Genomic DNA, 13,193 nt, shown 5'->3' on the forward strand with positions numbered 1-13,193 from the left:
GCAGCCGCCATAGTGTAACCTGTAATTTGCAGCCTCCTTCCCAAAAGTAAAAGGCTGTCCTAGACAGCCTTTTTATCAATCTCAAGAGATACCGGGCAGTGATCACTGCCATAGATATCCGTGTGAATCCTTGCTTCCCGAATAGCGTCCTTCGCATCCTCGGAAACCAGGAAATAGTCAATCCGCCACCCTGCATTCTTTTCCCGTGCTTTGAACCGATAGCTCCACCAGGAATAGATTCCCTCCTGCTTTGGATACAGATATCGAAAGGAATCGACAAAGCCGCTTTCCAGCAAAACACTCATTTTGCCGCGTTCCTCATCCGTGAAGCCTGCATTTCTGCGATTCGTCTTCGGATTCTTTAAATCGATTTCCTTGTGTGCGACATTCAAATCACCGCATACCAGCACACTCTTTGTTTCGTTCAGCTTGTGCAGATAGGCACGAAACGCATCCTCCCATACCATGCGGTAATCCAGACGCAGCAGGCCATCCTTGGAATTCGGTGTATACACGCAGACCAGATAGAAATCCTCGTATTCACAGGTAATGACCCGCCCTTCATGATCATGCTCCTCAATTCCCAAGCCATACGTAACCGACAGCGGCTTCTGCTTGGAAAACACCATCGTTCCGCTATACCCCTTTTTCTCTGCACTGTTCATATACTGATAGTAGCCCGGTGTTTCGATTTCCAGCTGCCCCGGCTGCATTTTTGTTTCCTGAATGCAGAATACATCTGCATCTATTTCCTTAAAGAAATCCATAAAGCCCTTTTGCATACAGGCGCGGATTCCATTTACATTCCATGATACCAGTCTCATAACATCTACCTCCCGAATATAGCTTAATCATACCGTATCCTATAAAAAAAAGCCAGTCAAACAACCAGCGGAAAAAAAGAAAAACCGCCGCATATGCGACAGTTTTCCTTGCCTGAGGTGTTATCTGTCTAATGAAGATTGATCAGTCCCTTTTCCGTGCCCCATGCTCCGGTCTGTACCTGCAGCTGCAGATTTTTATCATCAATCGTCGCCTTGGTTACATCGAATACGATTTTTCCTTTTAAAGAAGCATCCGGATTGATTTCCTTGGCAAAAATGCTTTCATCTCCCAGATACATAATAGCTGTAGAATCTGTATTGTAGGTCTTGTCACCCTTTTTCAGCTTAAAGAAGCTGTCCAGTACACGCAAAGCATCATCTCCGTTGTTTTTCACGGTAATCGAAACAATCAGATAGGTTTCCTGTGCTTTCTGATTCAGATATTCATCACCAATCATATCCGTAGTTTCAATGCCATTTACTGTGTATTCCACATCGCCTACCTTCAGCGTATCCTTGATCCCATAGGTTTTCTCTTTCGGCTCCTTCTTTTTGTCTTCTTTCTTTTTGTTGTCGGTTTTCTCTGTTGCCGGCTCGCCGTTTTTCTTTTCCTCATCTCCTCCGCCTGCTAGTGCTCCAATGACACCGAGCGCAAGAATTACGATAAGTACAATCTGCCATTTTTTTAATTTTTTCATAGGTTCCTCCAGTTTTCTCATCCTGTGTTTTGGAATGATTTTATTATACCTTCTGTTCTTTATGCATTGGTATGCTTTCAGCATACTTTGCTGTAGAGCTGCAGCTTCGGCATGTTATGATAAAATCATTCTGCATCTGCGATATCGTCAGGTAGCGTTCCTCCTGTCTTTTAGCTGTGCTTTTCCGTATGATGGTGAGAAAGATATCCGCCTCGTTATTCCTCCATGCCGTATGTGCACACAATTCCTTCAGCAGGATTCCGATGGAATAGATATCACTTTGTTGATCGGATAAGCCGTAATACTGCTCCGGCGCTGCATAGCCGACACTGCCGGTACGTAGAACATCCTTGCGCGTCGTCATCAGCTTCGCAATCTCAAAATCGATCAGCACCACATGACCCTTGTCAATCAGAATGTTATCCGGCTTGATATCCCGATGAATGATCGGCGGTGTCTGCGCATGCAGATGCCCCACAACCGCAAACAGCTGGAGCATGATACGAATACATTCCTCCACCGACAGCCTCCTTTGACTGAGCTTATATTCCAGTGTACAGCCATTCACAAACTCCTCGATCAGAATTGTCTTTTCATGACTGTAGCTGAAATCGATCACATTGGCAAGATGTTCATACGGATGGCTCTGCAGCAGCTGATACAAGGACAGGTCCAGCTTTGCACGAACAACCTTTTTCACAAAGAACAGGTTTTCAATCATGTGCTGAACAAGCAGAATATCCTTTTCATCACTGTGAAACAGCATGGCAACATCATCATATACTTCTAATCTCATTTGCACGCTTCCCTCTTTATCACGAACAAAATTATATAAAAAAACCGGAAAGCTTTGGTATGCTTACAGCAGACTTTCCAGTATGATTGCCAGAATCACCAGCAGACTTATTATGATAAACGCACAGAGAAGCCACAGAATCGCGCCTTTGAAGAAGCGTATGTATGTACGTCCATGATCCTGAATCCGCAGCAGCTCCCGAACATTCCCCGCATTGACGGTAATTGCCGGGATGATTGCCAGACAGAAACCAAAGGCGATTCTCTGACAGATGAGGGAATACGGGGATGGCGGAGGGGTTACGGTCATCGATGCTCCCAGAATTATACAAAGCACGTAATATGCAAGAAACAGCAGCCGCTTTGCAAAAGGATCCCTTCGTATACCAGGCAGCTGCGTCAGTAAGACAGAAACGGATGCGTGCGGCAGAGACTTCTCCTCGCAATATCCAAGCGCCTTCTGCAGCTCGCCAACGCTTTGATAACGCTTATCCGGATCCAACTGCATACAGGTTTCAATGATATGCTGAAACGGGCTGTGGATATCCTTTGCCGTCACATCCTTTTGTACCATCGTTTTTAAGACAGCACCGATCGCATAGATATCGCTGCGGCAGTCACTTTGATGAAACCCGTATTGCTCCGGTGAAGCATAACCAGCACTCCCCATTACACGGGTATCGCGATTTTTATCCTGCTTGAAAACCCGTGCAATTTCAAAATCAATCAGCCGGATTTCCAGATGCTCCAGCACCATAATATTTCCCGGCTTGATGTCACGATGAATAATCGGCGGCTGCAGACTGTGCAGATGCTCAACCGCAGACAGCAGCTGCCGCATGATATGATGAATAGCCGCATCATCAAGCGTTCGCTCACTCAGCACATATTCCAGTGTCGTTCCATTGATGAATTCCTCCACAAGAATGCACGTTTCCCCTCGGCGTGTCGCTTCATACAGCATGGGAATGCCGGGATGGGGATGCTGCATCAGCTGCCGGTAAATCTGCAGCTCTGCACAGTCCCGCATAATTTTCTTGATGTAAAATTTCTGATCCAGACAGTTTTTTACCAGCAGAACTGTTTTTTCTTCTGTTTGGGACAATGTACATATATCCTCTAATAAATCCAGACGCATAAATTCTCCTTTAGCTTGCAATAATCGTGATTTGATTATATCATAATATCTGGTGATTGTATGCAGAAACAGAAAACGAAGGATTTGGAAGACATCCTGAAGAAGGCCGGCGCGCTGGAGAAAGACCGTATTTTAAAAGAAATCCGTGATGTATCCTTTGTGGATTACATCAATGAAATCCTTCTGGAAAAGAATCTGGAGAAGTCCGATATCATTCGAGATGCCCAGATTCCAAGAACCTATGCCTATCAGATATTTCAGGGCAGCAAGCAGGCAGGTCGGGATAAGATTTTGCAGCTTGCTATAGCTATGAAGCTGAATCTTGAGGAAACCAACCGTCTGTTGACCGTGGCACACCATAACCATCTGTATGCCAAGCAGCAGCGGGATGCGATATTGATTTTCGGCATCAGCAAGCAGTATTCTCTGATGGAAATCAACGAATTGCTGGATGAATTCCATCATGAGCTCCTCGGCGATTTCAGCTAGCTGCTTTCAGCATCTGAAAAAGCATGACACGCCGCTTTTATGTCATGGTGTAACAACTTAGGTAACGATAGAAAAAGACCGACAGGTGAAGGCATTTCATTTAATTGATTTCCTGCTGTCAGGTCTTCTTTTATTTTCGGATTGCTTATCCCCGCTAGTCACACTTGGATTCGTAAAAAAAGTCCCGAAACACTTTATATAAGCCGTTTTCAGGACTTTTTCTATTTGTATCGAATTATCCTAATTTTTCTCTCATCAACCTGTGTTTGATAATATTTCTCATTTTTTCTTCTACAGCCAACGATGCAGCAGGGCTGTTTTTTTTGGCTATCGTATGGACATTTACAAGGAAAAGACGCAGGAGCATCGATTCGTTCGAGCATTCCTGCGCCTGCTATTTTTTTACGCCGTGCTCACTTGTGAGCATACAGCTTTCTGCACACTACCCTGTCCCCGTCGGTGAAACGTATACACGTTACGACGTTACTCCACGAATTCAAACTGAATATCACAGATGGTTACGACATCGCCGTCCTTACATCCGGCATTGCGCAGAGCATCATCAATACCCATTTTTCGCATTTTGCGGGCAAATCGCATGAAGTCCTCTTCATTATCCAGCTTGCTCATCTTAAAGCTGCGCTCCAGCTCTTCCCCACTCAGCTCCCAGTTGCCATTCCCCATGTTGTGTACCTCAAAGGCTGGCTGCTCCGGTTCAAATTTATAAAGCACGCCCTCTGCCTCTTCATCACTGGCATCATCATTATACAAAGGAAACTGCGGTGTTGTTTCCAACAGATCAGCCGCACGATAAAGAACCGCCTCCAGCCCTTCTGCGATAATCGTTGTAGTTTCAAATACCTCAACCTCAGGATAGGCCTCCTTGAAGCGCTTCAGGTTTTCCTGTGCGCCATCCAAATCCATCTTATTCGCAAGCACGATCTGCGGACGCTCCATCAGACGGTATTCATACTGCTTTAACTCATCGTTGATGGTCGTATAGTCCGCAACGGGATCACGTCCATCATTCGCTCCCATATCCACAACGTGGATGATGACACGACAGCGTTCAATGTGACGCAAAAACTGATGTCCAAGACCCTTTCCTTCGCTCGCCCCTTCAATCAGACCGGGCAGATCCGCCATGACAAAGCTTCTGCCATCCGGAACCTGTACCATTCCCAGATTGGGAGCCAGCGTCGTAAAGTGGTATTCCGCAATTTCCGGCTTCGCCTTGGATACAACCGACAGCAATGTGGATTTTCCAACAGATGGAAAGCCAACCAGTCCGACGTCCGCCAGGACCTTCAGCTCAACCATGATATCGCGTTCTTCTCCGGGTGCTCCCAGCTCACTGTACTGAGGTGCCGTGTTTTTACTGGATTTAAAGTGAAAATTGCCACGTCCGCCCTTTCCACCCTTGGCGATGATTTCCTTTTGTCCCTTGCGTGTGAGATCCGCCAGAACTCTTCCGGTTTTCTCATCCTTTACAAGCGTACCCTGCGGTACCTTGATAATGCAGTCCGCACCATCGGCGCCATGCATTTTCTTTGTTTTTCCATTACCTCCCGGCTCTGCAGTCATCTTGCGGTTGTAGCGCAAATCCAGCAGGGTTGTCTTTCCTTCATCAACCATAAAAACGACATCTCCGCCAGCTCCGCCGTCTCCGCCGCTGGGACCACCGTAGGCAACATATTTTTCACGCCGGAAAGCAACGATTCCATCTCCGCCTTTTCCAGCCTTCACATGTACTTTTACACGATCTATAAACATTCAGGCACCTCCTTGTCTCTTTCTGTTATCCTGCTCAAAAATAAAATCCCCATACCGGGGATTTTTTCATTACGCCTGTGGGTAAACGGACACTTTTTTCTTGTCTTTACCTAAACGTTCGTATTTTACAACACCATTCACTTTTGCGAATAACGTGTCATCTCCACCTTTTCCAACGTTTGTTCCCGGGTGAATTTTCGTACCACGCTGGCGGTAAATGATACTTCCTGCATGGCAGAACTGTCCATCAGCCAGTTTTGCGCCAAGACGTTTGGATTCGGAGTCACGGCCGTTCTTTGTAGAACCAACACCCTTTTTGGATGCGAACAGCTGAATATCTAATACAAATTTCATAATCACACCTCCTGATCGTTTATTGTAATATAGTCTGCATAGCTTTCCTGCATGGTCGACAGCTGATAAAACATTCCCTGTAACAGAATATTTGCTGTATCACTTGGCAGGATCGTTTCAATTTTGATGTATGCTTCCTTCAAAACGAAGTCGCATGCTTCAGGCACCATCTCATCTAAAGCATTCATCATTCCTACAGCTATGGAACTCACCCCGGCGCATACCAGATCCTGACCTGCATCTGCATAGCCTGCATGGTCTTTGATTTCCACTATCTGTATGATACCCTGATGCCGCTTTACATGGACTCTTACCATACATTAAGCCTCGATAGATTCGATTGTCAGTTTTGTGTAAGGCTGACGGTGTCCCTGCTTGCGGTGTGAGCTACCTTTTTTAGCCTTGTATTTGTAGACGATGATCTTCTTTGCTTTTCCCTGCTTTTCAACCTTTGCGTTGACCTTAACTCCCTTTACATATGGAGTGCCGACACGAAGAGAACGGTTGCAGTAAGCGACTACCTTGTCAAATACAACAGCTTCGCCTTCCTGAACGTCCAGCTTTTCTACGAAGATTGTGGAACCTTCTTCTACACGGATCTGTTTTCCGCCTGTTTCAATGATTGCGTACATAAATCGCACCTCCTTCTAAAAAATTTAAGACTCGCCATGCAAGGTGATGATTTCCATACTTAAACCCTGTTCTGAGCGGTTGTAAATCCGGGAGGACATACAACATAGTTATGTTACCATAAACAGCTTTTTTACGCAACACTTTTTTCATTTTTTTACATTATGCACAATCAATGGAGACTGCAATCTATTGCAATTCGCAGGTACACAAGCAATGCTGAATCATGATCAGATTATGTTAATATAGGAAGGATCCCCCATGCCGCAGGATGGTTCGTTCATCCGGCACTGCTTTGCTGCATAGACTGGTGAGCAACAGCAAACGCTCATACTTTCCTGCATGCCGCAAGCATCAAGCACGGCAAGCAGATATTGACTCTTTTCTCTCGACTATTAAAGCGCTTCTCATGCTTGCTGATGCTGCACATGCAGTGAAATGCTACTACCACTTTGTGAATGCAGAAATCCAAAATAGCCAATGCGATGTCAGATATACCTGTACTGCCACCATTGTTTCCTGTGTATGGTTTTCAACTGTCCTGTATCACGCAAAGCACAACAGCATATCATACCATTCTGCACCACCGTGAACAGAAGCACTCACCCCCATGTTGCGATAGCCAAACTGCTCATAAAAGGGCACCAGCTGCTTTTTACAGGTCAAGACCATCCCCGTTCTTTGCGCTTCCTGTGCCACTCGTATCAAAGCGTTCATCAGCTCTTTTGCGTACCCCTGATGCTGATGAGCGGGATGCACATCCAGCCCGAATACCGTTTGATAGGCGCCGCAGGGATCATGCAAACTCTCATCCTCATACATCGCATCACAGATCATGTGCTGATTGCTTACACAGCCATTGATCATACCGATGATGACGCCATCCTTTTTCATAACCAGAAAGCTTTCGGGAAAGGTTCTGGCGCGTCTGCGAAGCGCTGCTTCATCCGCCGCCTCTTCCTTTGGAAAGCAGCACGCCTCCAGCTGTGCCAGTGCTGCGATATCCGCTTCCTCTACGGTTTGAATGCTTATCATATTCACACTCCTACTCCTTTATTCCTTTTCTATCCTAGTCAGCTTCTTGACCAGACAGCTGGTTTCCTTATCCACGATTCCCTCCACATACAGATAATTCCCCTTGACCAGATCATCCGCATGCTGGCGATATATATTCGGCATACATACAAGATCAAATTTCCCTGTTTCATCACTGCCGATAACAAACATCATCATATCTCCGTTCTTTGTGCGATACTGACGGCAGCGATCCACCAGACAGACAAATTTCACATAACGGCCCTTATATTTCGGTAGTGAAATCAAAATTGGAAGATCCATTCCCATGCGGCTTCGCACATCTGCAATCGGATGCCGCGATAAATAAAAGCCGATGGCCTCCTTTTCCTTTTCCGAGCGAATCGTTGCATTGTCGCGCATCATCGTCATGGCGGGCTTGGATACCAAATCAAAGTCAAACAGCACCTGATCCACATCCTCGATTTTCACAAGATCCGCATAGCGAAGGGCATCCTCCAGTGATGCCATCAGACTCGCACGCCCAACCTTAAAGCAGTCCAGCGCACCTGCATATATCAGGATTTCAATGGTTTTTTTACCGATTTTATTGCCGTTCATACGTGCGGTAAAATCAAAGAAATCACGGAATTCACCCTTTTTATCTCGTTCCTCGACAATCAGCGATGATACCGCACTGCCAATGCCCTTGATACCGACAAATGGAAAGCGAAGCGCATTATCCTCGATTCCATATTGATTGTGCGAACGATTGACATCCGGCAGCAGAATCTGAATGTTGCGCTTGCGTGCCTCAAATACATATTCACTCGTTTTTGTCTCTGAGCCGATCACACTGTTTAGCAGACTGTTAAAGAAGTACAGGGGAGCATTCGCTTTCAGATATGCCAGCTGATAGGCAATCATACCATAGGCTACGGAATGGGAACGGTTGAAGCCGTAATTGGCAAATTTCATAATCAGGGCATACACCTTCTGCGCCAGTGCCTCATCATAGCCCTTCCGCAGTGCTCCCGATATGAATTCCTCCTGCATTCTGCGCAGCTCCTCCCCTTTTTTCTTACTGATAGCCTTGCGCAGATTATCCGCCTTACCAAGGGTGAAGCCAGCCATCGTCTGTGCCACCTGCATAATCTGTTCCTGATAGATCATAATACCATAGGTATTTTGTAAAATCGGCTGCAGGCTGGGATGGATATAATCAACCTTTTCCGGATGCTCTCTGCGATCCAGGTATTCCGGAATATTTTCCATTGGTCCGGGACGAAACAGTGCAATCGTTGCGACGATATCCTCAAAGCAGTTCGGCTGCATTTTCCGTATCAGATTTTTCATTCCCTCGCTCTCCAGCTGAAAAACCCCCACGGTATCCACAGCACGAATCAGTGCATAGGTTTTGGCATCATCCAGTGGTATCCGCATGATATCCAGCTTTTTATCAGCTGTCGCATTGATATGCTGTACGATTTCATCAATAATCGTAAGGTTTCTCAGTCCCAGAAAATCCATTTTGATCAAGCCGAGCTCCTCCAGATACTCCATCGTAAACTGTGTGGCACAAACGCCCTCATCCACATCGATCAGCGGGCACACCTGCTCGATGGCTTCATCGGAAAATACGATACCTGCCGCATGCAGTGAGGCATGACGCGGGAGTCCCTCCAGCTTTCGGGCAGTCGCATACAAACGGCGCATTGTCTCTCCGCTGTTGATCAGCTCCTTGAAGCGCGCGTCATTTTGATAGGCATAGTCCAGTGTAACCTTGATTACATTTGGAACCAGCTTGCACAGACGGTCAATCTGCCGGGGATTGATTTCCATCGCCTTTCCCACATCCCGCAGCACCTGCTTTGCCGCCAGCGTATTAAAGGTGATGATATGAGACACCCTGTGCTTGCCATACAGCTGCTCCACATAATGAATGACCTCATCCCGGCGGTTATCCGGAAAATCCGTATCGATATCCGGCATGGAAATACGCTCCGGGTTTAGAAAACGTTCAAACAGCAGATGATAGCGGATGGGATCCACATGGGTGATACCAAGGCAGTATGCAACAAGGGAACCGGCAGCACTTCCTCGTCCGGGACCGATATAAATATGCTGCGTCTTCGCAAACCGGATGAAATCCCATACGATTAAAAAGTAATCGGCATACTGCATACGGATAATGACATCCAGCTCGTAGTCCAGACGCTGCTGGTATACGGGTGAAATTGGTTGGTACTGCATACGCTTCTGCAGTCCCTTCTGACAAAGACTGCGCAAGAATTCCTCACTGCTTACGCCGTACTTGTTTTGAAATTTCGGAAGCACAGCCTTAGGCAGCTGCATTTCCACCTGACACAGCGCTGCGATTCGATCACTCATCTGCAACTCCTCATCCTCATACAGCAGCTGCATTTCCTTGGGTGTGCGAAAATATCGGCGCGGGCTGTAATTCAGCATTTTATCATGGAGCGACACTCCCTGATCGATTGCACACAGCGTCTTATAGCTCTCCTCATCCTCTTCCCGTTCAAAATATATGCGGGACAATGCCGTATAGGGAATATCCAGCTCTTTGCACACCTGCTTTAAGACCGGGTTTTTCTTTTCCATCAAGCCGGAATCATTGCGTGCTATGGATACATAAAAATCAGAAAACTGCTTTCGGCACAGCTTCAGCCAGTGGCGCAGAAGATCCAGCTCTTCCTTTACGATAAGGGTCTCCATCTGATTCTGATCACCGTTTGTCAAAACAATGCAGTCCTTTGCATAATAGGCGAGCGTATCCAAATCCGGTATGCGTCTTTCCTCTCCGGTATTCAGCCAGGTGGACAGCTTCAGTAGATTCTGATAGCCGGCATCATTTTTCGCAAGAACGACAAAGCCATACAGCTCCTCCTGCTCCAGCACGTCCACTTCCATCCCGAAAATCGGCTTGATATTTTCCTTTTTACATGCATGGTAAAACGCCATAGCGCCGTGCATGACATGCTTGTCTGTCAATGCGACCGCTGTATAGCCGCAGCGCTTGGCAGCCGCAACGATTTTGGGAATCGTCAGGGTGCTCTGCAGCAGGGTATAGCAGCTTCGCACATGTAAGTGGACACTCATTCTCAACACCTCGTCTCTTTCTTTATTTTATCATATTTTCATGCTTCTTAATACGGGTGTGACCATGGTTTCTGAAGTTTTGAAGAGGATCAGCTAATCGTAGCCGCAAAGCTCTGATTTTGTCCTCAGTTCTTGTGGAGGCTTTCGTTTATAGTAGCCTTTGCTGCGTATGCAAAAAGCAGCATACCCTTGTATACTGCTTAATTCCTATTCGTTTACACGCTCGCTAAGCTCCTGCAGCAGCTCCTGTATTGTTTCCTCATACAGTCCCTTTACACCGCAGGCAAAGCGATGTCCGCCACCCTGATACCGGTTTGCGATATCATTGATCGTGCGGTTTTTTGAACGAAGACTGCCATTGTAAATCCGTCTTCCGTTTTCATCCCGTTCTTTTTCCGTGAACAGCGCCCATGCTTCAAACTCATCCACACCGCCTAGCACGAACACCTTTTCCTTCGCTTCATTAAAGGTTAGCTGGAAACGCTCATAATCCTCACGGTTAACGATGATATAAGCAACATGTCCGTCCAGCAGTTGAACATTGCTGCGAATATAGTTTTCAAAGCGATAGAGCCGATAGGAGGTCGAGAAATGATCCTCATTGGCTTTTTTCACATCCACACCCATTTCCAGCAGATAGGCTGCTGTGCGCAGCGTCCGCGGCTTTATGGTCGCAATGGAAAAGCGAAGAGTATCCGCAATGATGCCGCCGTATAGATATTGTGCACAGACTGGCGACAGCTGCAGCTGCTTCTGTTCAAACATAAAAGCCAGCATTTCACAGGTTGCCCCGAACAAATCCTCGACAACCTCCACATCCGCAAAGCTTTCAACAACGATATGGTGATCGATTTTCAAGGTACGTGCAGCCATGCTCCAGCGCTCATCATCCACACGAGCACCGTTTGCCGTATCCAGGATGATGGCAAGAGAGGCAGCGATGGTTTCATCGCTGACACTATCCATATGCGGAAACAGGGACTGCTTACTGCCGGCATCCTTACCTAGTGCATACACCTGCTTTTGCGGATATGTTTCCTGTATCCACTGCTTTAGTCCAAACTGGGAGCCAAGTGCATCCGCATCGGGAGACACATGGCGATAAATCGTGATGATATCATATTGTTCGACAAGCTCAAATAAAATGTCGGTATTCATAGCTACGCAATCAGGCGGTATGTATCACGAGCGATCATGAGTTCCTCATTTGTCGGAATCAGCCATACCGCTACCTTGCTTTCCGCAGTGGACAGCAGGACTTCCTTGCCTCTTGTCTTTCCATTCAATTCTTCATCCAGCTGGATACCGAATGCCGCAGACAGACGATCACAGATCATCTTACGCATATTAGTATCATTTTCACCGATACCTCCGGTAAAGACAATGGCATCCGCACCACCAAGCTGCGCGTAGTAACCGCCGACAACATTGATGACACGGTTTACATACACCTCTGCTGTCAACAGTGCTGCCGGATTTCCGTCCTTGCAGCCATCCTCGATGTCACGTGCATCGGAGCTGATGCCGCTGACACCAAGCATACCGGACTGCTTGTTCATGATATCATCCATTTCATCCGGAGTTGCACCGGTCTTTTTCATAATATAGGTTACGATTGCAGGATCGATGTCACCGCAGCGGGTTCCCATCATCACGCCCGCAAGCGGTGTGAAGCCCATGGAGGTGTTGATGGATTTACCACCGTCAACCGCTGTAATGCTCGCACCGTTCCCCAAATGGCACGTAATGATTTTGGTGTCCTCCACGTTTTTGTTCATCAGCTCTGCACAGCGCAGAGAAACATACTTGTGGCTTGTTCCGTGGAAGCCATAGCGGCGAATCTTGTATTCGTCATAATATTTCATCGGCAATGCATAGATATAGGATTCCTTCGGCATTGTGGAATGGAATGCCGTATCAAACACAAAGACGTGCTTGCAGTTTGGCAGATTATTTTTGAAAGCATTGTATCCGACAAGACCAGCCGGGTTATGCAGTGGTGCCAAATCGTTTAAGGAAGCAAATTTTTCTACAACGTCTTCCGTTACCGGTACACTTTCCTTGAAAATTTCCCCGCCGTGTACAGCACGGTGTCCGGCACCGGTGATTTCATCCAGACTGTTTACAATCTTATATTCCACCAGCGCTTCCAGCAGCATGCTGACTGCCTTTGTATGATCCGGGATCGGCAGCACCTTTTTGATTTTCTCCCCGTTCACCTTAATGGTAAAGATGGCATCCTCAAATCCGATTTTCTCAACGATTCCGCTTGTCAGAACCTCCTCGCTCGGCATTTCAAATAACTGAAACTTTAATGATGAACTCCCTGCGTTCACTGAAATAATTTTTGACATGTTA

The 13,193-nt window shown here is 46.7% G+C and carries 13 protein-coding genes and 1 other annotated feature; of the genes, 1 reads left to right on the forward strand and 12 read right to left on the reverse strand.

The features are described from left to right. Positions 1-59 precede the first annotated feature (59 nt). The 4 genes from NE665_RS14505 to NE665_RS14520 all read right to left on the reverse strand — a co-directional run bounded on the left by NE665_RS14505 (position 60) and on the right by NE665_RS14520 (position 3,455). The gene (locus tag NE665_RS14505; protein ID WP_117444066.1) at positions 60-824 is read right to left on the reverse strand and encodes an exodeoxyribonuclease III; all 765 of its coding nucleotides are present in this window, start codon (positions 822-824) and stop codon (positions 60-62) included. A gap of 128 nt (positions 825-952) precedes the next feature. Continuing rightward, positions 953-1,522 carry a DUF4352 domain-containing protein gene (locus NE665_RS14510; RefSeq protein ID WP_117444065.1) on the reverse strand — a complete coding sequence of 190 codons (570 nt, stop codon included), beginning with the start codon at positions 1,520-1,522 and terminating at the stop codon, positions 953-955. A 43-nt stretch (positions 1,523-1,565) separates the two neighbouring features. Next, positions 1,566-2,318, reverse strand: coding sequence for a protein kinase (locus NE665_RS14515; protein WP_117444064.1), 753 nt, complete (start codon positions 2,316-2,318; stop codon positions 1,566-1,568). 63 nt (positions 2,319-2,381) lie between these two features. After that, entirely contained in the window at positions 2,382-3,455 is a 1,074-nt protein-coding gene (locus NE665_RS14520) for a serine/threonine-protein kinase (RefSeq protein ID WP_117444063.1), read from the reverse strand. Positions 3,456-3,515: 60 nt separating this feature from the next. Here NE665_RS14520 and NE665_RS14525 point away from each other — a divergent pair, with 60 nt between their 5' ends. Further along, positions 3,516-3,944, forward strand: a complete 429-nt coding sequence (locus NE665_RS14525; protein ID WP_117444062.1) for a hypothetical protein — start codon at positions 3,516-3,518, stop codon at positions 3,942-3,944. Between the two features lie 483 nt (positions 3,945-4,427). Here the strand turns inward: NE665_RS14525 and obgE are convergent, their stop codons facing one another. From obgE to NE665_RS14565, 8 genes are all read right to left on the reverse strand, one after another. Next, the gene (gene obgE, locus NE665_RS14530; RefSeq protein WP_117444061.1) at positions 4,428-5,717 is read right to left on the reverse strand and encodes a GTPase ObgE; all 1,290 of its coding nucleotides are present in this window, start codon (positions 5,715-5,717) and stop codon (positions 4,428-4,430) included. Between the two features lie 69 nt (positions 5,718-5,786). After that, positions 5,787-6,071, reverse strand: coding sequence for a 50S ribosomal protein L27 (rpmA, locus tag NE665_RS14535; protein WP_002609242.1), 285 nt, complete (start codon positions 6,069-6,071; stop codon positions 5,787-5,789). 2 nt (positions 6,072-6,073) lie between these two features. Further along, positions 6,074-6,388 carry a ribosomal-processing cysteine protease Prp gene (locus tag NE665_RS14540; RefSeq protein ID WP_117444060.1) on the reverse strand — a complete coding sequence of 105 codons (315 nt, stop codon included), beginning with the start codon at positions 6,386-6,388 and terminating at the stop codon, positions 6,074-6,076. A gap of 3 nt (positions 6,389-6,391) precedes the next feature. Then, positions 6,392-6,703: a 50S ribosomal protein L21 gene (gene rplU / locus NE665_RS14545; protein ID WP_002609244.1), complete on the reverse strand. Its 312-nt coding sequence runs from the start codon at positions 6,701-6,703 to the stop codon at positions 6,392-6,394. Between the two features lie 17 nt (positions 6,704-6,720). Further along, positions 6,721-6,794: a sequence feature (ribosomal protein L21 leader region), on the reverse strand. Positions 6,795-7,247: 453 nt separating this feature from the next. Further along, complete coding sequence (locus NE665_RS14550) at positions 7,248-7,736, reverse strand: GNAT family N-acetyltransferase (RefSeq protein ID WP_117444059.1); 489 nt, start codon at positions 7,734-7,736, stop codon at positions 7,248-7,250. Between the two features lie 18 nt (positions 7,737-7,754). Then, complete coding sequence (gene dnaE / locus NE665_RS14555) at positions 7,755-10,835, reverse strand: DNA polymerase III subunit alpha (protein ID WP_117444058.1); 3,081 nt, start codon at positions 10,833-10,835, stop codon at positions 7,755-7,757. Positions 10,836-11,042: 207 nt separating this feature from the next. Beyond that, positions 11,043-11,993, reverse strand: coding sequence for a bifunctional oligoribonuclease/PAP phosphatase NrnA (locus NE665_RS14560; RefSeq protein WP_117444057.1), 951 nt, complete (start codon positions 11,991-11,993; stop codon positions 11,043-11,045). A gap of 2 nt (positions 11,994-11,995) precedes the next feature. Further along, on the reverse strand, positions 11,996-13,189 hold the full coding sequence (locus tag NE665_RS14565; protein WP_117444056.1) for an acetate kinase: 1,194 nt from the start codon (positions 13,187-13,189) through the stop codon (positions 11,996-11,998). Between the last annotated feature and the right edge of the window lie 4 nt (positions 13,190-13,193).

The sequence above is a fragment of the Clostridium sp. DFI.1.208 genome (assembly GCF_024463855.1).
In the GTDB taxonomy this organism is placed as follows: domain Bacteria; phylum Bacillota_I; class Bacilli_A; order Erysipelotrichales; family Erysipelotrichaceae; genus Clostridium_AQ.

Excerpts from the sequence above, each read along its gene's own strand:
- NE665_RS14505 (WP_117444066.1), bottom strand. The coding sequence starts at position 824 with ATGAGACTGGTATCATGGAATGTAAATGGAATCCGCGCCTGTATGCAA.
- NE665_RS14510 (WP_117444065.1), bottom strand. The coding sequence starts at position 1,522 with ATGAAAAAATTAAAAAAATGGCAGATTGTACTTATCGTAATTCTTGCG.
- NE665_RS14515 (WP_117444064.1), bottom strand. The coding sequence starts at position 2,318 with ATGAGATTAGAAGTATATGATGATGTTGCCATGCTGTTTCACAGTGAT.
- NE665_RS14520 (WP_117444063.1), bottom strand. The coding sequence starts at position 3,455 with ATGCGTCTGGATTTATTAGAGGATATATGTACATTGTCCCAAACAGAA.
- NE665_RS14525 (WP_117444062.1), top strand. The coding sequence starts at position 3,516 with ATGCAGAAACAGAAAACGAAGGATTTGGAAGACATCCTGAAGAAGGCC.
- obgE (WP_117444061.1), bottom strand. The coding sequence starts at position 5,717 with ATGTTTATAGATCGTGTAAAAGTACATGTGAAGGCTGGAAAAGGCGGA.
- rpmA (WP_002609242.1), bottom strand. The coding sequence starts at position 6,071 with ATGAAATTTGTATTAGATATTCAGCTGTTCGCATCCAAAAAGGGTGTT.
- NE665_RS14540 (WP_117444060.1), bottom strand. The coding sequence starts at position 6,388 with ATGGTAAGAGTCCATGTAAAGCGGCATCAGGGTATCATACAGATAGTG.
- rplU (WP_002609244.1), bottom strand. The coding sequence starts at position 6,703 with ATGTACGCAATCATTGAAACAGGCGGAAAACAGATCCGTGTAGAAGAA.
- NE665_RS14550 (WP_117444059.1), bottom strand. The coding sequence starts at position 7,736 with ATGATAAGCATTCAAACCGTAGAGGAAGCGGATATCGCAGCACTGGCA.
- dnaE (WP_117444058.1), bottom strand. The coding sequence starts at position 10,835 with ATGAGTGTCCACTTACATGTGCGAAGCTGCTATACCCTGCTGCAGAGC.
- NE665_RS14560 (WP_117444057.1), bottom strand. The coding sequence starts at position 11,993 with ATGAATACCGACATTTTATTTGAGCTTGTCGAACAATATGATATCATC.
- NE665_RS14565 (WP_117444056.1), bottom strand. The coding sequence starts at position 13,189 with ATGTCAAAAATTATTTCAGTGAACGCAGGGAGTTCATCATTAAAGTTT.